This window comes from Aequorivita echinoideorum (genome assembly GCF_018476645.1).
Lineage (GTDB): Bacteria > Bacteroidota > Bacteroidia > Flavobacteriales > Flavobacteriaceae > Aequorivita > Aequorivita echinoideorum.
Genome location: NZ_JAHCTB010000002.1, coordinates 231691 through 255922, shown reverse-complemented (window position 1 = coordinate 255922; position 24232 = coordinate 231691). Strand labels below are relative to the sequence as shown.

Below are 24232 nucleotides of genomic sequence, written 5' to 3'. Positions count from 1 at the left end.
CCATATTTTAAAAATTCAAAATCCCCCAAATTCAAAATCCCAAATTCCGTAATTACATTTTTTAGACGTTTGTAATTTGGTATTTCTTTTAATCGTGGAAGTTATTTTTCGTTATTTTGCCGTGTAAGAAATTCCGCGAATGAAAAAGATATTTCTGTTTTTCCTTTTTGCCTTTTGCTTTACTATTGGTTTTGCACAGCAACCTCCGGCAAAGCGGGAAAAGCCACCTATTGATTACTATAAAATTATTTCTGCGGCGCGTGACACAACCTATTTGGACACTACCTTAACGATTCAAAAAAAGTATAAATTCAATTATTTACGAAAGGATAATTTTGAACTTTTAAAATTCGTGAACGTGGGCCAAACCTATAATACGCTCGCGTATTCTTTTGATAGGCTCAACCTAAAACCACTTTTCACGGCCCAATCCAAACATTTCAACTATCGTGAAATTGAGGACATCAACTATTATAACGTGCCCACACCGCTCACGGAACTCTATTTTAAAACCGCCTACGAACAAGGCCAGCAGCTGGATGCATTTTTTACGCTCAATACTTCGCCACAGTTTAATTTTTCAATCGGTTACAAGGGCGTTCGATCGTTGGGAAATTACCAGCATATTTTAACAAGTACGGGAAATTTGATCTTCACTTCAAATTATCACACAAAGAACAGAAGATATACCGCGCGCATACACGTGGCGGCGCAAGACATAAAGAATGAAGAAAATGGTGGGCTCACGGATAATTCGCTTCAACTTTTCATAACAGATGATTCTGAATTTACGGATCGCGGAAGGCTTGACGTGAAATTTGAGGATGCCGAAAATAAACTTGAAGGACTACGCTTTTACGCAGACCATCAATATGAATTGATAAGCCAGCGCGATAGCACGGGTTACGCGGTGCTGACCTTGGGAAATGTACTCAATTACGAGGATAAATTTTTTAGATATAATCAGGTGGCGCCTTTTTCTGAATTTGGCCCCAGTTATGTAACGGCAGATTTATTTACCAAAACCAAATTGGAAGATTTCAATGCGAAGGCGTATGCAGATTTTGATAATTCCCTCTTCGGAAAAATTACAGCTTGGGCGGGCTTTACAGATTTTAATTATGGGTACGATTCGGTTTTGATTCTCGACGAAGGCAGAATTCCCAATAGAATCAAAGGAAATATTATTGAAGCCGGCGCAGCTTACAAAAAAGAATACCGCGGATTTCAACTTTCCGGAAAAGGTGCCATCAATGTTGCTGGAGAATTTGACGGTAATTACTTGACTGGGGCTGCATCGTATAATCTGAATGATGAGTACAGGGCTGAGGCTTCGCTCACCGTACATTCCGTGGCGCCCAATTTCAATTTTCAACTATATCAAAATGATTATGTGAATTACAACTGGAGAAACGAGCTGGAAAACGTAAAAACCCAAGAATTTAAGTTTGAATTGGAGACGAGAAAATTTGGTAGTGCTTCCGTAACCTATACGGGTATTGATGATTATACCTATTTCGGAATTCGTGAAAATGATTCTACTCCTTCGCCGTTCCAAGCTTCGGAACGTATCAATTACTTAAAGATCAAGGCGCAAAAGGAATTTAGATACGGCAATTTTGCGCTGGAAAATACGGTGCTGTACCAGCAGGTTTTGGGTGGCGAAAACAGTTTCAATGTACCCAATCTCATCACAAGAAATTCACTTTATTATGAAGATCATTGGTTTAAGCGTGCGTTGTACCTGCAAACGGGAATGACTTTTAAGTATTTCGCCAAATATAATATGAACGCCTACGATCCCGTATTGGCAGAATTTTATGTCCAGAATAATCAGGAATTGGGAGGTTTTCCGCTGTTGGATATTTTCTTCAATGCGAAAATCAGGCAGACACGCATATTTTTCATTTATGAGAATTTCACCTCCATATTTTCAAGCCAGAACAATTATTTTTCCGCACCGGGATATCCGTATCGGGATGCTGTGTTGCGGTTTGGACTGGTTTGGGATTTCTTCCTATAAAATCTCTCCTAAATAAAAACCCGCCAAGCATTTTGGCGGGTTTTTAATATTATAAAATTTAAATTCTTTTCTGAAAATTAATCTTTCAACAATCCTCGGGAAATCACTATTTTTTGAATTTCAGAAGTACCTTCGTAAATCTGTGTGATTTTTGCATCGCGCATCAACCGCTCCACGTGGTATTCCTTCACATAACCGTTGCCTCCGTGCACTTGGACGGCTTCCACAGTAACATCCATCGCAGTTTTTGAAGCGTATAATTTTGCCATAGCACCGCTCATATCATAATTATGGCCTTGGTCTTTGTCCCAAGCCGCTTTCATAACCATATGCCGCGCAGCAGTTATCGAGGTGTGCATATCTGCCAATTTAAAAGCAATGGCTTGGTGGTTGCAGATTTCTGTATCAAACGCTTTTCGCACTTTTGAATAATCGCGGGCCAGCTCATAAGCGCCAGAGGCTATGCCCAAAGCCTGTGCGGCAATACCAATTCTTCCTCCGGAAAGTGTTTTCATGGCAAACGTAAACCCAAAGCCATCTTCGCCTATGCGGTTTTCCTTGGGCACTTTAACATCATTAAAAATCAAGGAATGTGTATCGCTTCCGCGGATGCCCAATTTATCTTCTTTCGGGCCAATTTCAAATCCGTCCCAGCCCTTTTCAACGATAAAAGCATTTATTCCCTTGTGTTTTTTGTCTCTATCAGTCTGTGCTATTACCAAATAATAATCTGCGCTACCGCCGTTGGTAATCCAGTTTTTGGTACCATTCAGCACATAATGATCGCCTTTATCAATTGCAGTTGTTCGCTGCGAAGTAGCATCACTTCCGGCTTCCGGCTCGCTCAGGCAGAAAGCACCGATGGACTCGCCCGTGGCCAATTTGGTCAAATATTTTTCTTTTTGCGCTTCGGTGCCGTAGGCTTGCAGGCCATAGCATACCAAGGAATTATTCACGGAAACAATTACGGAGCAAGAAGCGTCAATCTTGCTTAATTCCTCCATAACCAGCACATAGCTAACGGTATCCATTCCGCCGCCGCCGTACTTTGGGTCTACCATCATTCCCAAAAAACCGAGCTCGCCCATTTTTTTGACTTGTTCGGTCGGAAATTTTTGAAGGTTGTCCCTTTCAATTACACCCGGCAAAAGTTCAGTGCGGGCAAAGTCGCGAGCAGCGTCGCGAATCATTAGGTGTTCTTCGGATAGACTGAAATCCATAAGCTTTTTGAAATAAAATTTTTTAATAAAGAAAAGCAAAGGTACTTATAAAAAGCAAATTCTAAAAACAAATACCAAATCCCAGATGAGGTATGAATGTTCGTAATTTAGAATCTGCCATTTGTTGTTTATTCGGGATTTGCTGCGAGTTATTTGGGATTTATAACAACTTCCTTCCTATCTTTAAACATCATTTTTTAGAAATAAATTGAAAAAGGAAAGCTACCATATTATAGGAGTCATGAGTGGAACCTCGCTGGACGGAATTGATTTGGCGGAAATTAATTTTAAGTATTCTGAAGGCAAATGGGATTTTGAAATAATAACTGCGGAAACCGTTCCATACAGTGTCTTTTGGAGAAATGAGCTAAAAAATGCGATTCAATATTCCGAAGTAAAATTAGATCGGCTTGATTTTAAATACACCGAAAAACTTTGCAATGAAATTCTGAACTTCATAAAGAAAAATAACATTTTAGAAATCGATGCTATTTGCAGTCACGGCCATACCATTTTTCATCAGCCAGAAAAGGGTTTTACATATCAAATAGGAAATATTCCGCGCATCGCGAAAATGCTGGGACATACCGTAGTATGTGATTTCAGAAAACAAGATGTGGAGCTTGGTGGGCAAGGTGCGCCGCTTGTGCCCATTGGCGATAGAATGCTTTTTCCGGAATATGACTATTGCTTGAATTTGGGCGGCTTCGCCAATTGTTCTTTTGAAAAAAATGGAAAAAGGATTGCTTTTGACATTTGTCCGGCAAACATCGTCCTGAATAAATATGCCGAAAAATTAGGGAAGGATTTTGATGAAGATGGAGATTTCGCCAGATCGGGAACTATAGATGATAATCTGCTTCGGCAATTAAATTCATTGAAATTTTATTCTGAAAACCCACCGAAGTCGCTGGGTGTGGAATGGGTAAATAAATTCATATTCCCAGTGTTGACAGCCTCAAAACTTTCCGAAGAGAATATTTTACGAACCTTTACCGAGCATGTTGCCATACAATTGGCAAACCAATTCCCTGAAAAGGCTTCGGTTTTAATAACGGGTGGCGGAGCGTATAATTCTTTTTTAATGGAAAGGTTGAAGGCAAACACTTCGGTTGAAATAAAAATTCCGCAACCTGAAATCGTGGAATTCAAAGAAGCGCTGGTTTTTGGGTTTTTGGGGGTTTTAAAACTTCGGGGTGAGAATAATTGTCTAGCGAGCGTTACTGGCGCGGTTCGCGATCATGATTCGGGGAAAATATTCTTCCCATAAATTTTATCTAAAATCAACATAAACACTTTTCAAGTTTTTTATATTTGTTGGCGAAACTCACCTATTGAATGAAGGATTTACTCAACAAGTACGAAAGCAAAGAACCCGAAATCGTTTTTCACTGGAATGACCCCGAAACCGAAGCCGAAGGCTGGACGGTCATAAATTCACTGCGCGGAGGCGCCGCAGGTGGTGGAACCCGAATGCGCAGCGGACTGGATATGAACGAAGTGCTTTCGCTCGCCAAAACCATGGAAGTAAAATTCACCGTTTCTGGACCTGCCATTGGCGGCGCCAAATCTGGGATAAATTTTGATCCATCAGATCCGCGGAAAAAAGGGGTTTTGGAGCGTTGGTACAAGGCGGTTTCGCCTCTGTTAAAGGCTTATTATGGCACTGGGGGCGATTTGAATGTAGATGAAATTCATGAAGTGATCCCTATTACCGAAGAAAGTGGCGTTTGGCATCCACAGGAAGGTGTTTTTAACGGTCATTTTTCCCCAACCGAAGCAGATAAAATCAACAGAATTGGGCAACTGCGCCAAGGTGTGATCAAAGTCTTGGAGAACGAGCATTACTCACCGGATGTTTCCCGAAAATATACTGTTGCAGATATGATTACCGGTTACGGAGTTGCCGAAGCCGTGCGCCATTATTACGATATTTATGGAGGCAATGTGGAGGGAAAGCGCGCGGTGGTGCAAGGATTTGGAAATGTGGGTGCAGCTGCGTCATATTATCTTGCGCAAATGGGAGCCAAGGTTGTTGGTATTATAGACCGCAATGGTGGCATAATCAATAAAGATGGATTTTCTTTTGAAGAAATAAAACAATTGTTCCTTCAGAAAAATGGCAATACGCTCATTGCTGAAAAAATGATGCCTTTTGATGAAATAAATGATAAAATCTGGAAACTAGAAACTGAAATATTCGCTCCCTGCGCTGCTTCAAGATTGGTTACCAAAGAACAGATTTCAGAAATGATAGCGTCTGGGCTTGAGGTAATAAGCTGCGGTGCCAATGTGCCTTTTGCGGACAAGGAAATTTTCTTCGGTCCCATTATGGAATTTACCGACGAGCGCGTAAGTTTAATCCCGGATTTCATAAGCAACTGTGGGATGGCACGTGTTTTCGCCTATTTTATGGAGCGGAAAGTGCAAATGACGGATGAGGCTATCTTCAACGATACTTCCATTACCATAAAAAATGCAATCCAAAATACTTTCGACAACAACAGCACAAAAACCAACATAAGCAAAACCGCATTTGAAATTGCACTAAAACAGTTGTTGTAACCTAAAGAAATTCAATAATTATGGCTTCAATAATAATCTTAATTTTTGTAATTGGATATCTTTCAATTACACTCGAGCATCCACTGAAACTTGACAAAACAGTCCCTGCGCTTATCATGGCATCACTTATATGGGCTGTGTTAGCAATTGGATTTATGAACGGCTGGTTTGACGTAATCAATAGCGAAGAACAGGCTTTCAGCTATTTATCTGGTGGCGAAACGGCAATGGAAGGTTTTGAGGGAACGTTGCTGCATCATCTAGGGAAGACGGCAGAAATTTTAATATTTCTGATTGGTGCGATGACCATCGTTGAAATCATTGATCTTCACCGAGGTTTCGAAATTTTAAAAGGAGCGGTAAAAACTAAAAGTAAGCGAAAATTATTGTGGATTATCGGTATTTTGGCATTTATACTTTCGGCAATAATTGATAATCTTACGGCAACCATCGTTTTAATAACCCTGCTCAGAAAATTGATTCACAAACGTGAGGATAGGCTTTGGTACGCTGCTCTTGTCGTTATTGCGGCAAATGCGGGTGGCGCTTGGTCTCCAATTGGGGATGTAACCACTACGATGCTTTGGATTGCCAAATTGGTTTCAGCGGGCGGACTTATTGAATTTGTTGTGCTTCCCGCTATTGTATGTTTCTTGATTCCGTTTGGTATTGCTAGTTACATGCCAGTATTCAGAGGGACAATAGCCATTGATTCCCGTCAAGATAATGAGGACGAAAAGCTATTGAGCAGCAGAACAATGCTCTTTTTAGGTCTTGGGATGATTGTCTCTGTACCCATATTTAAAACATTGACGCATTTACCGCCTTACATGGGGATGATGCTTGCGCTTGGAGTTGTTTGGTTGGTTTCAGAATATATTCACCCAGAAGAGGACTTCAGTAAAGAGAGAAGGCACTTGTATTCGGCGCATAAAGCACTTTCTCGAATCGAGATTTCCAGTATTCTTTTCTTCTTGGGAATTTTGATGGCAGTAGGAGGACTGGAGGCTTTGGTCTATGGAGTAGTCGATGGGGAAGAAGTTGGAACATTACGATATCTCGCTGAGGTTCTTCAAAATGCCATTCCTAATCAGGACGTGGTTGTAATATTGCTCGGTATTTTCTCAGCAATCATCGATAACGTCCCGCTTGTTGCAGCTTCCATGGGAATGTACGATTTACCGATGGACTCTGTACTTTGGCATTTTATAGCATACTCCGCCGGTACGGGTGGAAGTATGTTGATAATTGGGTCAGCAGCTGGTGTTGCAGCAATGGGAATGGAAAGAATCGATTTCATTTGGTATCTCAAGAAAATTTCCTGGCTCGCATTCTTGGGCTTCATAGCTGGTGCCGGGGTCTTCCTTTTATTTGAAAGGGTGATATTTCATCACGTTTAACAATTTCAAGTAATTAATTTCGTTATCCACTAAACTAAAACCTTTTTATGCTTAATTTTTTTATTCAGGATGGGGCAGAAGTCGCACAGGATGTTGAACCTGTTGTTGAAGAAAAGACCCTTTCCATAATGGAACTCCTTATGAATGGAGGAGTTGCCGGGCAAATTATTATCGCCGTACTTTTTGTACTGCTTTTTGTTGCCGTTTACATTTATTTTGAAAGGCTTTTTGCTATAAAGGCTGCTTCAAAAATGGATAACAATTTTATGCATCAAATAAGGGATAACGTTTCGTCGGGAAATATTCAAGCAGCAAAATTATTGTGCGCGCAGCATAAAACACCGGTAGCCAACTTAACCGAAAAGGGAATCTCCCGTATAGGAAGTCCATTGGAAGATATTAACACGGCAATAGAAAATGCCGGACGTCTGGAAGTATATAAACTTGAAAAAAATGTGAGTGTCCTTGCCACTATTGCGGGCGCCGCACCTATGATTGGTTTCTTGGGTACGGTAATAGGGATGGTATTGGCATTTCATCAATTGGCAACCAGTAGCGGACAGGCTGAAATGGGCAGTCTTGCCGAAGGTATCTATACGGCCATGACTACAACCGTTGCGGGATTAATAGTAGGTATTATCGCTTATATGGGTTATAACCATCTTGTAGTGAAAACCGATAAAGTTGTGCACCAGATGGAAGCAACTGCGGTAGATTTCCTTGATATTTTAAATGAACCTGCCTAATGAATTTAAGAGGAAGAAATAAAGTAAGTGCAGAATTCAGTATGAGTTCTATGACGGATATAGTATTCCTGCTATTGGTTTTTTTCCTGCTTACCTCCCCTGCAATTACGCCAGATGCTTTAGATTTAATACTTCCGAAGGCAAAAGGGAAGACCTCGAATGTGCAGAAAGCCTCTGTAAGTATTACCAAAGATGGTGCATATTACGTAAACAAAGAGCGCGTGAGCGAATATAGCATTGAAAGCGAATTGAAAAACGCATTGAATGGCCAAGAAGAACCGACTATAATTTTGCGAGCCGAGGAAGGCGTTCCCATTGAGGATGCTGTGTTTGTCATGGATATTGCGAATAAAAATAATTTCAAGGTGGTGCTTGCCGTCCGGCCAAATTAAGTTGCGATTATTCAAAAGAATTACGAAACTTTCCAAACAGAATTTTTCAAAAGTTTTGACAATTTTTACCACAAACTATATCTCCCAACCCTGAATCTTAAATTTTAAACCTTGAATATATTAGACACAGAGCATAAGCGTAAAAGTATGACCATAACGGTGGTCATGCACGTGCTCTTACTTATTCTTTTGTTTTTTGTTGGGATGAAGTATTTGGATCCACCATTGGAACAGGGAATTGCGGTAAATTTTGGAACTACCGATACAGGAAGCGGTAATATCCAGCCTACGGAAAAAATACAATCGGCGCCACAAAAGGCAACATCGGAGCCAATTTCACAACCAAAAGCAGACATTAAAGAAGAAGTTGTCACGCAGGAAACGGAAGATGCTCCCGTGATAAAAAACGAGAAGCCCGTAAAAGAGCAAAAGGAAACTCCAGTTAAAGAAGAGCCTAAAAAAGAGGTGAAAAAACCAGATCCAAAGCCAGACAAATCCACGACCGATGCGCTTTCAAGCATACTCAACGGCCCAAAGAGTGATGGTTCGGCAAAAGGCGGTGAGGGTAATGACCGTTCTCCCGGCGATAAGGGAGACCCAAACGGCGATCCCAATGCTAGCAGTTACTACGGAACCGGTAAAGGACTTGATGGCGATGGAAATTATTTACTTGGCGGTAGAAAAGCATTGAATAAAGAAAAATTTGTTCAAGATTGCAATGAAGCTGGAACTGTGGTAGTAAGTATTGAAGTGGACCGGAATGGAAAAGTAATCAATGCAACACCAGGAGTCCGCGGTACCACGAATAACTCACGTTGTTTGCTGGAACCTGCCAAACGTGCGGCAATGGCTACCAGATTCAATTCTGATGATAAGGCTCCTGCAAAACAGATTGGCAAGATTATCTACAAATTCAGTCTTTCTGAATAATCAAAAAATCGAAGGGTATCAACTATTCTGAAACTATTAACTGGCTTTTTAACCAATTGCCCATGTACCAACGAGTGGGACAATCAGCCTATAAAGCAGATTTGACCGCTACCATAAATCTCGCCGATTATCTTCAAAATCCAGAGAGAAGTTTTAAAAGTGTTCACGTTGCGGGAACCAATGGCAAAGGGAGCACCAGCCATATGCTCGCTTCCATTTTTCAACAAGCTGGTTATAAAACGGGGCTGTACACTTCACCTCATTTAAAAGATTTTCGGGAACGAATAAAGTTGAATGGTGAAAAGATTTCCGAAGAAAAAGTTTTGGATTTTGTAAATGAAAATAAACGGTATTTTGAAGAAAATAAACTTTCCTTTTTTGAAATGACTGTCGGGATGGCCTTCGATTTTTTCAGAAATGAAAAAGTGGACATAGCCATTATTGAAGTGGGAATGGGCGGCAGGTTGGACAGTACTAATATAATTATTCCAGAAATTTCTGTCATTACAAATATAGGGCTGGACCACACACAGTTTTTGGGAAATTCCCTGGCTAAGATAGCTGTGGAAAAAGCTGGGATTATAAAGAGAAATGTTCCGGTGGTTATTGGCGAAACCCATCCGGAGACCAAACCAATCTTTGTTGATATTTCTTCGGAAAAAAAAGCGCCAATTTTTTTTGCCGAAGAAATGGATTCACCGAATTACGTTTCAGACTTAAAAGGAATCTATCAAGAAAAAAATAAAAAAACAGTAGTGGCAGCGCTGAAAATACTTCAAAAAAACTGGAATATTTCAGAAAAAAATATTGCAGACGGTATGGCAAGCGTCGTAAAAAATACCGGCTTATTGGGAAGATGGCAGATTTTGAATGAAAATCCAAAAATAATCTGTGATACGGGACATAATAAGGACGGGCTCAAACTGGTTTTAAAGCAACTCGCAGATGAGAGTTTTAACCATTTGCATATTGTAATGGGCATAGTAAGTGATAAAGATTTGAATTCTGTATTACCAATGTTTCCTAAAAATGCCACCTATTATTTTTGCAAACCAAACATTCCTCGGGGTATGGACGCATCGGTTTTGGCATCCCAAGCTAAAATTTTTGGTTTGAATGGCTCTGAGTATATTTCGGTAAAAAGTGCATATCGTACTGCCTTACAGTCCGCTAGAGAAAATGATTTGGTTTTTGTTGGTGGAAGCACTTTTGTGGTAGCTGAAGTTTTGTAATTTTTTTCAAATAAATATTTGCGGGAATTAAAAACTAACCTATATTTGCAACCTCTAAACGATTAGGGGCGATTAGCTCAGCTGGTTCAGAGCACCTCGTTTACACCGAGGGGGTCGGGGGTTCGAACCCCTCATCGCCCACCAGATTTTAAAAAGCCGAAGTATAGACTTCGGCTTTTTTTATGCATTATTTTGTTTACATATTATACTCTTCCAAATTGGATCGATATTATATTGGTTCAACAGAAAATATAGACACTAGATTAAGGGAGCATCTATGGAATCACCGTGGATTTACCGCAAAGGCGAAGGATTGGACGCTGAAATATTCCGAAACGTTTTTGGGAAAAAACGAAGCTATCAAGCGTGAGTTTCAAATTAAAAAATGGAAAAGCAGAATAAGGATCGAAAAATTGATTGACGCAAACTCTTAGCTCAACTGGTTTGGCGCATCCCGAATTGACTTCGGGAAGGTCGGGGGTTCGAACCTTCCGAAATTAATTCGGAACAGGCTCTCATCGCCCACCAGATTTTAAAAAGCCGAAGTATAGACTTCGGCTTTTTTGTTTCCTCCCATAACTTATTTAATTTTATAACAGCATTACGTTATTTTGGCGTAGATTCATAGCAACAAAAACCTACCAATCCATTGAATCATTTTTTTAAAAGATTATTGCTTCGCTATCTTAAAAGAAGACCTTCTGGCTCCATTGGTGCTGGTTATACAAAGCGCGTCAATAATCTCGAGGTTGAGGTTACGCACGAATTTTACGATTTTATTTATCTGCTGTTGGGAATTACATCTGCAGCATTTGGTTTGAAGGGTTTTTTGATGCCCAGCGCATTCATTGATGGCGGAGTGATGGGTATTTCTTTAATGGTCAATGAGCTTTTTGGTATCCCATTATCCATTTTAATCGTCTGTTTCAATCTGCCATTTTTGGCATTGGCCTATATTTCAATAGGAAAAAGATTTGCTATAAAAAGTATTATCGGTATCGTCCTTTTGGCACTTGCAATCGTTGTTTTGCCATTTCCGGAAATCACGGATGATAAAATTTTAATAGCGGCTTTTGGCGGATTGTTTTTGGGTCTGGGCATTGGTCTGGCGATACGCGGAGGTTCCATCATTGATGGAACCGAGGTTTTGGCAATTTTCATAAGCCGAAAAACTAGTTTGACGGTAGGCAATGTAATCCTCATTTTTAATGTGATTATTTTCTTGAATGCCGCCTACTTTTTGTCAACTGAAGTGGCGCTCTACGCTATTCTTACCTATTTTTCGGCTTCAAAAACGGTGGATTTTGTAATTGATGGTATCGAAGAATTTATGGGAATTACCATTATTTCAGAAAAAAATGAAGAAATAAGACTTGCCATTGTTGAGAAATTGGGCAGGGGTTGTACCATGTTTGTGGCGGAAAATGGTTTTTCAAAAAGGGGAGAAGTTTTACGAAGCACCAAAGTAGTGTACACTGTAATTACAAGGCTTGAAATGTCCAAACTGAAGACTGAAATTGATAAAGTAGATAAAAATGCCTTTATAATTATGGCTTCGGTCAAAGATGCCAAAGGCGGGATGATCAAGAAAAAACCAATAAAAAAAATAAAATAGTTTGAGAATTTTCATTCAAAAAAAATTACTTTTGGATGTTGAAGGGTTATTAACTCAGTTGGTTCAGAGTGTCACGTCGACAACGTGGAAGTCACTGGTTCGAATCCAGTATAACCCACAAAAAAACCTGCAATTTTGCAGGTTTTTTTATTTAAATATATTCCAAAATTCGCTCGAGCGCCATTCCGCGAGAGGCTTTTATAAGAATCTCACTATGTTGCGGAGGATCTTTTTGCAGTTTTTCTACTAAGTCTTCAAATGTTTCAAACTTTTCAATAGAATTACTGCTGCTCTTAGTTTTGAAAAAATTACTTCCCACTAAATAAAATTTTCCGAATTGATTGCTCGATATGTAATCAACAATGGACTCGTGCTCAGCTTCGGCATCTTTTCCTAATTCAAACATATCTCCCAAAAATAGAATTTTATTGTCCCCCTTTGCATTTTTGAAATTTTCCAGTGCAGCCAGCATGCTTGTCGGGTTCGCATTATAGGCGTCCATCAAAATGGTGCACGACCCTTTTTTAATCAATTGCGAACGATTATTGGAAGAAATGTATCCCTCAATGCCGGTTTTGATTTTTTCTATGGGAATTTTAAAATGATCACCAATTGTTACTGCTGCGGAAATATTTGGAAAGTTATAAGAACCAACCAAATTTGTATGTATTTCAGTTCCGCGATATGAAACTACGAGCAGCGAGGAAGCATCAGCCAAGTCAACCAAATAATCTCCATTTTTATGGCCAAACGTAATCCTTTGCATTCCTTCAGTTTGAACCATTTGCTTTTCATCATCGGCATTTACAAATACAGTCTTTCCATTATTTCGGATATAATTGTACAGTTCAGATTTAGCTTTGATAACGCCTTCTACGCTTCCAAAACCTTCGAGATGGGCTTTGCCAAAATTGGTGATATAGCCAAAATCCGGCTGCGCAATTTCACATAATAGGGCAATTTCTCCGTGATGATTGGCTCCCATTTCAACAATTCCAATTTCTGTGCTTTCGTCCATTCCAAGCAATGTTAGGGGTACGCCAATATGATTATTGAGATTGCCAGTAGTGGCCGTTGTTTTATATTTTTGTGAAAGAACGGCGTTAATAAGTTCTTTAGTAGTAGTTTTTCCGTTACTACCTGTAAGAGAGATAATATTGGTCCCCAAAAATTTTCTGTGGAAATTGGCAAGTTGCTGAAGCGTTAATAGAACATTTTTTACGAGGATCGTTTCCCCTGTGTTTTTATGAAATTGGGGTTCGTCGACAATAACTTTTAAAGCGCCTTTATCCAAAGCTTCTTGGGCGAATTGATTTCCGTTGAAATTTTCTCCCTTTAGCGCAAAGAAAATGCAGTTCTTAAAAATTTTTCGCGTGTCTGTGCTAACGCCGCTGCTTTCTAAGAAAATTTTGTGGATTTGTTCAATATTCATATAACTCGATTAAAAAACCCTCCGAAGCTTATTGCTGCGGAGGGCTGTAATTTAGATATAAAATTTATTTAGTTGCGCGGTCTTTTTCCTTTTTTGGATTTGGAACCTACGCGGCTCATTGCGCATCTAAAGCCGATATAGTCTGTTGCCATATCTTGTGGGAAATATCGTCTCTGTGCAGGATCCAGCCAGTAATCTCTATCTCTCCAAGAACCTCCTTTGTAAACACGTACTTCATTATCTACTAAAGTGGTTCTGTTTGAAGATTTGTCATACTGACGATCCAGTTGGCCTGTGCTGTCCGCATAAACCTTTTGAATTGGAGAGTTGTACATACGCTCGCCTTCTTCTTCTGACTCATCTTCACTTCCGAAAGATTGATAGTATCTGGAAGAACGCTTATCTCCGTCTCTGAAATCCCTGTTGTCACTTTTAGAAAAATTGGTTCTCAAATAAGTTTCGTTTTCGTCGATTGGAACTTGTAAAATTTCACCGGGAAGATTTCTTGCTACAATTTTTCCATTGCTTAGCGTATCATAAACAATAGAATCTGCCGTAACGATTTTAACTCTTCCATCTTCGCCAATAGCGTTTTTGGTGTAAACATTTCCACGGTAATAGTTGAAATCATTGAATTCATCATCAACAATAGGACGGTAAATATCAGCAACCCATTCTGCTACGTTTCCAGCCATATCATAAAGCCCGAAATCGTTAGGTTGGTACGATTTCACTTCAGCAGTAATATCCGCACCATCATCACTCCATCCAGCAATACCTCCGTAGTCACCATCACCTTGTTTGAAGTTAGCTAATTGATCACCACGTGTTCTTCTGTTTCCAGAACGTGTATATTGACCTTCCCAAGGATATTTCTTCTTACCTCTATATACATTATAATTTCTTATTCCTACCAATCCCAAGGCTGCATATTCCCATTCAGCTTCAGTTGGTAGCCGATAATCAGGCATTAAAAGACCATCTTTTCTCTGTATATACAAATGAGTGCTATCCTTGCTTCTTTTGGCAATTGATTCAGAGGCTCTACCACCACGTGTAATAGAATCATTTCCACCATAAGCCATTGTAGGAGCATTTAAATAGGTTTCTGTACTAAAAGTTGAACCAGGTTCAACATCATACCTCGCATTTCTTGCGGTTATTCCCTCGTTTTCCAAAGTAAGCTCATTTACGCGATCTGTTCTCCAATTGCTAAATTCAACAGCCTGTAACCAGCTAACTCCCACAACAGGATAGTTAGCGTAAGCTGGATGGCGTAGATAATTGTTTGTCATTACTTCGTTAAAACCTAAGCGATTTCTCCATACCAAAGTATCTGGCACTGCACCATCGTAAATTTTTGAGAAATTTTCATTTGAAGGAGGGAAAACTTGTTTAAGCCAATCCAAATATTCTAGATACATAAGATTGGTAACCTCAGTTTCGTCCATGTAGAAAGATTGAACATGTTGTTGATTCGGCGCGTTATTCCAATCGTGCATAGGATCATCTTGCACTCTACCCATAGTAAATGTGCCGCCCTCAACAAATACTAGTCCAGGACCAGTTTGTTGTTCTTCATATTTTGGATCATATTGAAAACCACCTTCTTTGGAATTCATTTTCCATCCAGTACCACGGGAACTATCTTTATAATCCCTGGAATTATTGCAGCCTATAAATAATGAGGTCGCTACAAGTGTAACAAATAGCTTAAGTGCTAGTTTTTTTCTTAACATCATAGATTTAAATTATGATAAATGGGTTCGCAATATAGTAATTAACGACAAATTCACAATAATATTTCATTATTATTGCCGAGCAGTATTTTGGCATACATGCCATTAACAGCAATGCAAACGTATTAGTTTAAAAATTATTATCCTAATTCGTATTCGTGAAAAAAACTTTAAATAATTGCCCAATACTAAGTGTATATTTGAAGCGTTATTGGTACTAATGAGAAAAGTAATACTTGTTTTAATTATCCTTGTCTTGCCATTGTTGGCAATTTCACAATCACGGAACGTTACAATAGACTGGGGAGATTCAAGCCAGAATTCATTCGGTGGGGTTTCTGAAAAATCTGCCAAATCGATTCGGGAAAAGGCATTGAATACTTTGAGTCTTCAAATTTCAAATGAAACTCTTATATATCAAACGCAATGGGAAGATTCTGGGTTTGCCGATAGAAATTCCATAACCGTTTCAAATATAACTTATGGTGCACTTACTTCAGAAGAATTAAAAAAAGTGAACGTTAATTTGGTGCCGAATCAATTTACCTACAGTATCGCTAGCACTGAATCCCGTGACGTTGTATATACAATTTTAACTGCATCGCCAGTGGTAAGGACTAATGGATCGCTCCGGAAAGTGATTTCTTTTTCCGTAGATTATCGATACGGTCCTCAGGCTAGAAATCCAGTTCCACCCATATCAAATTCAGTATTGGCGTCGGGGAAGTGGTATAAATTTAAAGTGGAAAATACGGGTATTCATCGTTTGGATAAATCATTTCTAAACAGTCTTGGTTTGAATACAGATAACATTAATCCACGAAATATTAAGGTGTATGGCAATGGTGGAAAACCGCTTCGCCTACTAAACAGAAGAAACGATATTTTTGATCTGCCGGAAAATTCTATTCAAGTTGTGGGAGAGGAAGATGGCAGTTTTGACAATGGGGATTTCGTGATTTTCTATGCCACAAGTACAAAGGGCTATGATCTGGAAAATGATTCCAACCTTAACCCTTATAGCGATGACTCCTATTATTATGTCACTGCGGATGGCGGTGCTGGAAAAAGAGTTCAAAATATGGTTGAGCCAAGTGGTGCTGCAACTATTTCAATCAATCAATTCAACGATTACCAATTTCACGAAGAAGACGAAGAAAGCCCTACGAAACTGGGGAGAAGATGGTATGGAAATCGGTTTGACGTTCAGAATGAACAGACCTACGAATTTGTTTTCCCCAACATTGTCACCGCCCAACCATTGAATATTGTGATAAAATCTGCAGCGGCATCAGAAAGTGCAACATCCCTTGCGGTTTCGGTTAATAGTACAAGTTTAAATCCAATCAACTTTAGTGCGCTTGGTGAAAATCAACTCTTGATCGCGCAGAATGTTTCAACCGAGGTTCTTCCCAGTGGTGAAACTGTTACAATGGATTTTAACTACAATAATGGAGGAAATCCATCAAGCGTTGCTTATTTGGATTATATAGCCGTTAGTGCCGTAAGACAATTAACGGGCGCTGGCGCCCAGTTGCAGTTTACCTATAATGAGGCAGGCAATCTTTCTGGAATTGGCGAATATCAAATAAGCAATGCTGCCCAATTCACCCAGGTTTGGGATGTGACGGATTACCGATTTATCACAGCCAAGCAGAATTCTGAAAATTCCTCGGCGCTTACATTTAAGGCAAATTTGGGTCAACAACGAAAATATGTGGCCATAAACCCAAATGATTATTACACGCCAATTAAATTAGCACAATCTGTTGTTCCAAACCAAAATCTGAAGGGAACCATATTTAATGATGCTTCCGGGAATTTTAAGGATGTGGACTACCTAATTATAACCGCTCCATTTCTTATTCAGCCTGCATTGCGATTGGCAAATTATCACAAAGATCTGCAAGGTCTAAATGTGAAAGTAGTGACAACAGATAAAATTTATGAGGAATTCAGTTCTGGCAAGCAGGACATTGGGGCCATTAGAAATTTTATACGCTATGTTTATGATAATGCTTCAGCCGAAGCGAATAGGGTAAAATATGTGTGTCTTTTTGGCGATACCTCCATAGATTATAAAAACAGGCTGCCCAATAATAACAATATTGTTCCATCCTTTCACACACTAGAAGGCCGAAGCTCTACAGATTCATTTGTCTCTGATGATTATTTTGGAGGTATGGCTCCAGAGGCTGGGACTATTGGGGGTGGCTCAATTGATTTTGATGGTAGTACGGAAGGAGATAGTGATAAATTGGATATTGCTATGGGTAGAATGATAGTCGATAATGTTCAGCAAGCAAATGCCATGGTGGACAAAGTTATCAACTATACTTCAAAAGATTCTTATGGCAATTGGAGAACAAATTTTGTACTCGTCTCAGATGATGTGGATGTGTCTTCTGAACAATCTCTCCAAGAAGACTTAGATGCGTTAGGCGATGAAATTTCGGCCAACAAACCCTTTGTCAATGTTAAGAAAATACATTCAGACTCCTATCAGCAGGAAACATCCGCTGGCGGAAATAGATATCCTGACGTAAATGATGCCATTACAAAAAGTATGGAAGTAGGAGCCATCATTTTGAATTATTTTGGGCACGGTGGCGAGGATGGCTTGGCTCACGAAGTGATTTACACCAAGGAAATGGCGCAAGAATATAGGAATATAAATAACCTACCGTGCGTTGTTACAATAACTTGTGAATTCACAAAGTTTGATAATCCGCTTCGTATTACGGCTGGGGAATTAACATATCAAAATCCAGATGGGGGCGCAATTTCATTAATTACAACTACTCGCTCTATTTTTATCGATTTAGGTCAAACATTGAATCTTTTAATGGCCGATGAATTGTTTGGATTTACTATGGATATTCCAAATCCACCCGCAGAGGCTTTAAGAATTGCAAAAAACGATTTAACGGATTTCAGGAGACGAGTGGTGTTTTACATCGGCGACCCAGCAATGAGCCTTGCTTTTCCTAAAAAGGAAATTCGATTGACTACATTAAATGGAGTTCCCATCGGCCAAGCGGCAGACACGCTAAAGGCTTTAAGTAGAGTGAAATTTGAAGGTGAAGTAACCAATACTTCCGGAGCAGTTTTAAATAATTACAACGGAATTTTGGAAGCAAAGGTTTTTGATAAATATGTTCAAAGACAAACATTGAATAACGATGGTCAAGGGGAAATCTTCAATTTCACAACCTTGGGAGAAGGCATCTTTAATGGGCAGGCAACCGTTACAAACGGTCGTTTTGAATTTGAATTTGTAGTACCTCGGGATATCCAGATTCCAGTAGGCAAAGGGCGCGTGAGCCTATATGCACAACGCGATAATCAACTTGAGGACCAAGCAGGTTTTAACCAGGAAATAAATGTTGGGGGTTTAAACGAGAACGCTCCGGCAGACAACGAAGGCCCGCGCATTCGTCTTTTTATGAATGATGAAAGCTTTGTGTCGGGTGGTATTACAGATGATTCGCCAAACTTAATTGCCAAACTGGAAGATACCAATGGAATTAATACCGCAAGCGGAATAGGTCACGATATTGTGGCTATTCTCGATGGCGACGAATCCAATCCGTTTCTTTTGAATGAATTTTACCAAGCCGAAGTTGATGATTATACGCGAGGTGCCACTAGCTACAAATTCCGTGATCTTGAAGATGGATTGCATACGCTTACATTGAAAGCTTGGGATGTTTACAACAATTCTTCCACAGCGGAAATTCAGTTTATTGTAGCTGGAGATGATGAGCTAAAAATCACAAGAGTACTAAATTATCCAAATCCATTCGTTAATTACACGGAGTTTTGGTTCAACCACAACCGCCCGGATGAAACACTGGATGTTCAAGTTCAAGTGTTTACCGTTACCGGAAAAGTAGTATGGACAAAAAACCAAACATTGCCACCTTCCGGCAGTTTCTTATCCCGTGATATAGTTTGGGACGGCCGCGATGATTTTGGCGATAGAATAGGAAAAGGTGTTTATGTATATAAGATAACCGTTAAATCTTCGTTAACGAATCAGCGGGTTGAAAAGTTTGAGAAACTCGTTATCCTTTAAAAATTAAAATTATATTTGCCAAAAATTAATAATATGAAGAAATTTTTTATCCCAATTTTAGTAGGCTTGGTTGCTTTTAAAGCATCGGCACAAGATAATACAGGTATTGAAAATCGTGTGATTACTACAGGTGTTCCTTTTGTGCTCATTGCCGCAGATGCTCGCGCAGCTGGTATGGGAGATATTGGGGTTACAACATCTGCAGATGCTTTTTCGCAGCAATGGAATCCCGCAAAATATGCATTCGCGCTGTCTAAGCAAGGAGTCGGTGTTACGTACACTCCATATTTAAGTAAATTGGTCAATGATATTTTCTTAGGAAATTTAACCTACTACAATAGAATTAATGAGAGAAGTGCAGTTGCCGCAAGCTTCCGTTATTTCAGTTTGGGAGATATTGAGTTGCGGGAAACTGCTATTCAAGAACCGCTTATTCAAAGTCCAAATGAATTGACTTTTGATATTTCGTATTCGTTACGTCTTAGCGAGCGCTTCGCCATGGCGGTTGCGGGTAGATATTTACGTTCAGATTTAAGACTGCAATCAAGTTTTGATGACGCCGCCGCTGGAAATTCTTTCGGGGTAGATATTGCCGGTTACTATCAAAGTGAGGAAATTGCTTATGATGATTTTGACGGCCGTTGGAGAGCAGGTTTCAATTTTTCAAACATTGGTCCTAAAATTAAATATGATGAAACAGGATCTGAAAGCAGTCTCCCTACCAATATGGCTTTGGGAGCAGGGTTCGATTTTATTTTGGATGAATACAATACAATCGGTCTTTCTGCACAGGTAAATAAACTTTTGGTTCCCACACCTAGCGATTCAAACGACGACGGCGTAATCAATAGTGAAGATGATTATTACAACGAAAGTTTCGCAAGCGGAATTTTTTCATCTTTTGGCGATGCTCCAGATGGTTTCAGCGAAGAGTTGAAAGAATTTACTTGGGCATTGGGCACAGAATATTGGTATCAAGATGTATTTGCCTTACGTGCGGGATATTTCAACGAGAGCGAGGAAAAAGGTTCTAGAAAATTTGCTTCGTTGGGAGCAGGATTCCGTTACACTTCCATTAGTATAGACATTTCATATCTATTCTCCACATCCCGTGTTGTTAGCCCATTGGAAGGTACCCTTCGTTTTGGTCTTACCTTCAATTTTGGAGATACGTACGATGAATATTAAAAAGATGTAAAGTTCGGGTTTTTAAGAGTTTAGCAAATGCTGAATATTTGGACGATTTATAAACTTTTAAACATATATTCTCCCAAACTTTAAAATGAAAAAGCAAAAAATTGAAATCCAACTGGAAGTTTTTGAAAATCTTTCAGAACTTCCCGAAAATATTCAAAAATTGATGAATAGGGCGCAGCAAGCACGAGAAAATGCTTATGCGCCCTATTCGCATTTTAGGGTCGGGGCGGCGCTTCAGCTTTCATCTGGCACGATTGTAACTGGAAATAATCAGGAAAATGCAGCATTTCCTTCCGGTCTTTGTGCAGAGCGTGTTGCCGTCTTTAACGCAGGAGCCAATTTTCCAAATGAATCCATTGCACATTTGGCCATTACGGCGCGTTCCGAAAACAAACAGACTACAGAGGCCATAGCTCCCTGCGGAGCTTGCCGTCAAGTGCTGTCTGAATACGAACAGAAACAAAAAAGCCCCATTTCAATCTTTTTTATGGGTGAAACCGGCTCTATAATTAAGGTAGGTTCTGTTCAGGATTTACTTCCCTTAGGCTTCAGTGCAAAATATCTTTAATAAAATTTGAGCTTTGCTACAGGCAGGCAAAATTTTCAGAAGCATTTTTCCTCGCCATAAGAATTTATTTGCTCGTGGAATTTTAAACCATGTTTAGAATTTGGAATTTGCTTTTTGGGATTTGTATTTTCTACATTTAAAATCCTATTTTTGTTATCCGTTTAATAAATTTTCCATTCGGAAATTCTTATAGTTGATAGATGAAGAAAATCACAAAAAAAACATATCTGGATTGGTATGAGAATATGCTTTTTTGGCGCAAATTTGAAGACAAACTTGCCCAAGTTTATATCAATCAAAAAGTGAGGGGTTTTCTTCACTTATATAATGGGCAGGAAGCGGTTTTGGCCGGTGCATTGCACGCAATGGACCTTACCAAGGACAGGATGATAACCGCCTACCGCAACCACGTACAACCAATAGGGATGGGCGTAGACCCCAAAAAAGTTATGGCAGAGCTTTATGGCAAGGCTACCGGAACTTCTCAGGGATTGGGTGGGTCTATGCATATTTTTTCCAAAGAACACCGTTTTTATGGCGGGCACGGAATCGTAGGAGGCCAAATTCCACTGGGGGCAGGTATTGCTTTTGCAGATAAATATTTTGAAAGGGATTCAGTAACGCTTACCTATATGGGTGATGGTGCGGTTCGTCAAGGAGCGTTGCACGAGGCTTTTAATCTTGCCATGCTTTGGAAATTGCCAGTGGTTTTCTGTTGTGAAAATAATGGATACGCAATGGGTACTTCCGTGGCGCGTACCGCAAACCATACAGATATCTGGAAATTGGGACTTGGTTATGAAATGCCCTGCAAGCCCGTGGACGGAATGAAACCGGAAGTGGTGGCAAAAGAAATGGATGAAGCAATACAGCGCGCCCGCCGTGGCGATGGACCTACATTTTTGGAGCTGCGTACCTACCGTTACCGTGGACATTCCATGAGTGATGCGCAACATTACCGCACCAAGGAGGAGGTTGCAAAAAAACAGGAAGAAGACCCAATAACTTACGTCCTTCATCAAATTTATGAGAAGAAATATGCCACAGAAGCTGATATAAAAAAAATTGATAAAAAGGTGAAAAAGATGATCGAAGAGTGTGAAAAATTTGCAGATGAATCTCCATATCCAGACAAAAACGTGATGTTTGATGTGGTTTACGAACAGGAGGATTATCCTTTTTTATCAGATAAATTATAAGAAATGGCAGAAGTAATAAACATGCCGCGATTGAGCGACACAATGGAAGAAGGAACGGTAGCAACCTGGCTTAAAAAAGTAGGTGATACCGTAAAGGAAGGCGATATTCTAGCCGAAATTGAGACCGATAAGGCGACGATGGAATTTGAATCCTTTTACGAGGGAACACTTCTGCATATTGGTATCAAAGAAGGTGAAACCGCTGCCGTGGATTCCCTGTTGGCCATCATAGGCGAAAAGGATGAGGATATTTCCGATTTGGTAAGCGGAAAATCTTCAGATAAAAAAGATGATTCGGAAACCGATCAAAAAAAATCTTCAGATAAAAATGCCGAAAAGGAAAAAGCACCAAACGATGGTGAAGCCGAAGAAAATGATTCTGAAGAAAATGATTCCAATGAAGAAACAACAAATGAAGATTCAGGAGAAAAAGATTCTGAAAGTGCTGATGCCGGAGATGAACTACCCGATGGGGTTGAGGTAATTACAATGCCCCGCTTAAGCGATACCATGACTGAAGGTACCGTGGCCACTTGGTTAAAAAAAGAAGGCGACAAAGTAGAGGAAGGTGATATTCTGGCCGAAATTGAAACCGACAAAGCCACGATGGAATTTGAATCTTTTTATTCCGGGGTTTTATTGAAAATAGGAATAGGCGAGGGTGAATCAGCACCTGTAGATGCGGTTTTGGCAATTATTGGCCCAAAGGGAACTGATGTTTCAGGTATTACCGAAAACTTCAAAAAAGGCGGAAAAACTTCAAAATCTGCGGATAAAAAGGAAAAATCCTCTGAAGACCAAAAAGACGAAAAAGACCAAAAAGAAGAAAAGGACGGAAAAGACGCTTCAAATAAGGATTCTAAACAAGAAACAAAAAAGGAAGGTTCTGCAGAGAAAAAATCAGAGACTGAAAAATCGACTTCAGAGAAAAGAATATTTGCTTCGCCTTTGGCGAAAAAATTGGCAGAGGAAAAGGGTATAAACCTGCGCCAAGTAAATGGAAGCGGTGAAAATGGGCGAATCGTGAAAAGCGATATTGAAAACTATCAACCTGCCGCTGCACAAGGCTACACGCCCGTGGGTACTGAAAGTTTTGAGGAAGTGAAGAACAGCCAAATGCGAAAAACAATCGCAAAACGCTTGAGCGAATCAAAATTTACCGCCCCAGAATATTACCTTACCATTGAACTGGATATGGATCACGCAATAGCCGCGCGCGAAGCCATAAATGCCAATCCAGATGTGAAAATTTCGTTTAACGATATGGTGATAAAAGCTTCTGCAATGGCACTTCGAAAGCATCCGCAGGTAAACAGCCAGTGGACGCCAGAGGCCACAAAAATCGCAAAGCACATTCACATAGGTGTAGCCGTGGCGGTGGATGAGGGTCTGGTTGTGCCGGTTTTAAAATTTGCGGACCAAATGACATTCTCACAAATTGGCGGACACGTTAAAGAGCTGGCAGGCAAGGCGCGCAACAAAAAATTGACACCACAGGAAATGGAAGGTAGCACGTTCACGGTTTCAAATCTTGGTATGTTTGGCATCAAGGAATTTACGTCCATTATCAATCAGCCAAATTCAGCAATACTTTCCGTGGGTGCAATTATTCAAAAACCCGTGGTGAAAAATGGCCAAATTGCCGTGGGCAACACAATGACGGTAACTTTGGCGTGCGACCATAGAACGGTTGACGGAGCTACAGGAGCCAAATTTTTGCAAACATTGCGGCAGTATATTGAGAATCCCGTGACTATGTTTGTATAAATTATGGTAGAATCTGCAAGTATTTAAAAATCTGGAAATTTAATTCAAAAAAATTCCGATGTAAGCTTTGATAGTAGCATACTTGATTGAAAATTAACTTCCCGATAGCTTCAATGTTGCTGAATGCTA

The 24232-nt window shown here is 39.8% G+C and carries 18 protein-coding genes and 2 tRNA genes; 17 read left to right on the top strand and 3 right to left on the bottom strand.

Features of this window, described 5'->3' with window-relative positions:
• Positions 1-139 precede the first annotated feature (139 nt).
• Positions 140-2023: a putative porin gene (locus KIV10_RS04875; RefSeq protein WP_214112367.1), complete on the top strand. Its 1884-nt coding sequence runs from the start codon at positions 140-142 to the stop codon at positions 2021-2023.
• 77 nt (positions 2024-2100) lie between these two features.
• On the opposite strand, the gene KIV10_RS04870 is transcribed toward KIV10_RS04875, so the two are convergent.
• Positions 2101-3243 (bottom strand): acyl-CoA dehydrogenase, encoded by a 1143-nt coding sequence (locus KIV10_RS04870; protein WP_214112366.1) that lies wholly within the window; start codon positions 3241-3243, stop codon positions 2101-2103.
• Between the two features lie 208 nt (positions 3244-3451).
• Between KIV10_RS04870 and KIV10_RS04865 the strand changes: the two genes are divergently transcribed.
• From KIV10_RS04865 to KIV10_RS04815, 11 genes are all read left to right on the top strand, one after another.
• Complete coding sequence (locus KIV10_RS04865; protein WP_214112365.1) at positions 3452-4513, top strand: anhydro-N-acetylmuramic acid kinase; 1062 nt, start codon at positions 3452-3454, stop codon at positions 4511-4513.
• Between the two features lie 68 nt (positions 4514-4581).
• Positions 4582-5808 (top strand): Glu/Leu/Phe/Val dehydrogenase dimerization domain-containing protein, encoded by a 1227-nt coding sequence (locus tag KIV10_RS04860; protein ID WP_214112364.1) that lies wholly within the window; start codon positions 4582-4584, stop codon positions 5806-5808.
• Between the two features lie 20 nt (positions 5809-5828).
• Positions 5829-7208 carry a sodium:proton antiporter NhaD gene (gene nhaD, locus KIV10_RS04855; protein ID WP_214112363.1) on the top strand — a complete coding sequence of 460 codons (1380 nt, stop codon included), beginning with the start codon at positions 5829-5831 and terminating at the stop codon, positions 7206-7208.
• Between the two features lie 47 nt (positions 7209-7255).
• Positions 7256-7954 carry a MotA/TolQ/ExbB proton channel family protein gene (locus KIV10_RS04850; protein ID WP_214112362.1) on the top strand — a complete coding sequence of 233 codons (699 nt, stop codon included), beginning with the start codon at positions 7256-7258 and terminating at the stop codon, positions 7952-7954.
• Positions 7954-8346: an ExbD/TolR family protein gene (locus KIV10_RS04845; RefSeq protein ID WP_214112361.1), complete on the top strand. Its 393-nt coding sequence runs from the start codon at positions 7954-7956 to the stop codon at positions 8344-8346. The genes KIV10_RS04850 and KIV10_RS04845 overlap by 1 nt, the downstream gene beginning before the upstream one ends.
• Before the next feature lie 111 nt (positions 8347-8457).
• Positions 8458-9276 (top strand): energy transducer TonB, encoded by an 819-nt coding sequence (locus KIV10_RS04840; protein WP_214112360.1) that lies wholly within the window; start codon positions 8458-8460, stop codon positions 9274-9276.
• Positions 9277-9293: 17 nt separating this feature from the next.
• A complete protein-coding gene (locus tag KIV10_RS04835; protein ID WP_214112755.1) occupies positions 9294-10508 on the top strand; it encodes a bifunctional folylpolyglutamate synthase/dihydrofolate synthase in 1215 nt (404 codons plus the stop codon).
• A 66-nt stretch (positions 10509-10574) separates the two neighbouring features.
• A tRNA-Val gene (locus tag KIV10_RS04830) sits at positions 10575-10652 on the top strand.
• Between the two features lie 38 nt (positions 10653-10690).
• On the top strand, positions 10691-10942 hold the full coding sequence (locus KIV10_RS04825) for a GIY-YIG nuclease family protein (protein ID WP_214112359.1): 252 nt from the start codon (positions 10691-10693) through the stop codon (positions 10940-10942).
• Between the two features lie 215 nt (positions 10943-11157).
• Complete coding sequence (locus KIV10_RS04820) at positions 11158-12123, top strand: YitT family protein (RefSeq protein ID WP_214112358.1); 966 nt, start codon at positions 11158-11160, stop codon at positions 12121-12123.
• Positions 12124-12166: 43 nt separating this feature from the next.
• A tRNA-Val gene (locus KIV10_RS04815) sits at positions 12167-12241 on the top strand.
• Between the two features lie 33 nt (positions 12242-12274).
• Here the strand turns inward: KIV10_RS04815 and KIV10_RS04810 are convergent.
• Positions 12275-13555 carry a UDP-N-acetylmuramoyl-tripeptide--D-alanyl-D-alanine ligase gene (locus KIV10_RS04810; RefSeq protein WP_214112357.1) on the bottom strand — a complete coding sequence of 427 codons (1281 nt, stop codon included), beginning with the start codon at positions 13553-13555 and terminating at the stop codon, positions 12275-12277.
• Between the two features lie 68 nt (positions 13556-13623).
• Complete coding sequence (gldJ, locus tag KIV10_RS04805; protein ID WP_214112754.1) at positions 13624-15294, bottom strand: gliding motility lipoprotein GldJ; 1671 nt, start codon at positions 15292-15294, stop codon at positions 13624-13626.
• Positions 15295-15514: 220 nt separating this feature from the next.
• On the opposite strand from gldJ, the gene porU reads away from it, so the two are divergent.
• The 5 genes from porU (at position 15515) to KIV10_RS04780 (ending at position 24103) form a co-directional block, all read left to right on the top strand.
• Complete coding sequence (gene porU, locus KIV10_RS04800; RefSeq protein ID WP_214112356.1) at positions 15515-19372, top strand: type IX secretion system sortase PorU; 3858 nt, start codon at positions 15515-15517, stop codon at positions 19370-19372.
• Between the two features lie 33 nt (positions 19373-19405).
• A complete protein-coding gene (porV, locus tag KIV10_RS04795; protein ID WP_214112355.1) occupies positions 19406-20560 on the top strand; it encodes a type IX secretion system outer membrane channel protein PorV in 1155 nt (384 codons plus the stop codon).
• Positions 20561-20654: 94 nt separating this feature from the next.
• The gene (gene cdd / locus KIV10_RS04790) at positions 20655-21137 is read left to right on the top strand and encodes a cytidine deaminase (RefSeq protein ID WP_214112354.1); all 483 of its coding nucleotides are present in this window, start codon (positions 20655-20657) and stop codon (positions 21135-21137) included.
• Between the two features lie 200 nt (positions 21138-21337).
• Positions 21338-22336: a pyruvate dehydrogenase (acetyl-transferring) E1 component subunit alpha gene (gene pdhA, locus KIV10_RS04785; protein WP_214112353.1), complete on the top strand. Its 999-nt coding sequence runs from the start codon at positions 21338-21340 to the stop codon at positions 22334-22336.
• 3 nt (positions 22337-22339) lie between these two features.
• A complete protein-coding gene (locus KIV10_RS04780) occupies positions 22340-24103 on the top strand; it encodes a pyruvate dehydrogenase complex dihydrolipoamide acetyltransferase (protein ID WP_214112352.1) in 1764 nt (587 codons plus the stop codon).
• Positions 24104-24232: the final 129 nt, after the last annotated feature.

What these genes read in the sequence shown, in the direction of transcription:
- KIV10_RS04875 (WP_214112367.1), top strand. Translation starts at nt 140, where the DNA reads ATGAAAAAGATATTTCTGTTTTTCCTTTTTGCCTTTTGCTTTACTATT.
- KIV10_RS04870 (WP_214112366.1), bottom strand. Translation starts at nt 3,243, where the DNA reads ATGGATTTCAGTCTATCCGAAGAACACCTAATGATTCGCGACGCTGCT.
- KIV10_RS04860 (WP_214112364.1), top strand. Translation starts at nt 4,582, where the DNA reads ATGAAGGATTTACTCAACAAGTACGAAAGCAAAGAACCCGAAATCGTT.
- nhaD (WP_214112363.1), top strand. Translation starts at nt 5,829, where the DNA reads ATGGCTTCAATAATAATCTTAATTTTTGTAATTGGATATCTTTCAATT.
- KIV10_RS04850 (WP_214112362.1), top strand. Translation starts at nt 7,256, where the DNA reads ATGCTTAATTTTTTTATTCAGGATGGGGCAGAAGTCGCACAGGATGTT.
- KIV10_RS04845 (WP_214112361.1), top strand. Translation starts at nt 7,954, where the DNA reads ATGAATTTAAGAGGAAGAAATAAAGTAAGTGCAGAATTCAGTATGAGT.
- KIV10_RS04825 (WP_214112359.1), top strand. Translation starts at nt 10,691, where the DNA reads ATGCATTATTTTGTTTACATATTATACTCTTCCAAATTGGATCGATAT.
- KIV10_RS04810 (WP_214112357.1), bottom strand. Translation starts at nt 13,555, where the DNA reads ATGAATATTGAACAAATCCACAAAATTTTCTTAGAAAGCAGCGGCGTT.
- gldJ (WP_214112754.1), bottom strand. Translation starts at nt 15,294, where the DNA reads ATGTTAAGAAAAAAACTAGCACTTAAGCTATTTGTTACACTTGTAGCG.
- porU (WP_214112356.1), top strand. Translation starts at nt 15,515, where the DNA reads ATGAGAAAAGTAATACTTGTTTTAATTATCCTTGTCTTGCCATTGTTG.
- porV (WP_214112355.1), top strand. Translation starts at nt 19,406, where the DNA reads ATGAAGAAATTTTTTATCCCAATTTTAGTAGGCTTGGTTGCTTTTAAA.
- cdd (WP_214112354.1), top strand. Translation starts at nt 20,655, where the DNA reads ATGAAAAAGCAAAAAATTGAAATCCAACTGGAAGTTTTTGAAAATCTT.
- pdhA (WP_214112353.1), top strand. Translation starts at nt 21,338, where the DNA reads ATGAAGAAAATCACAAAAAAAACATATCTGGATTGGTATGAGAATATG.
- KIV10_RS04780 (WP_214112352.1), top strand. Translation starts at nt 22,340, where the DNA reads ATGGCAGAAGTAATAAACATGCCGCGATTGAGCGACACAATGGAAGAA.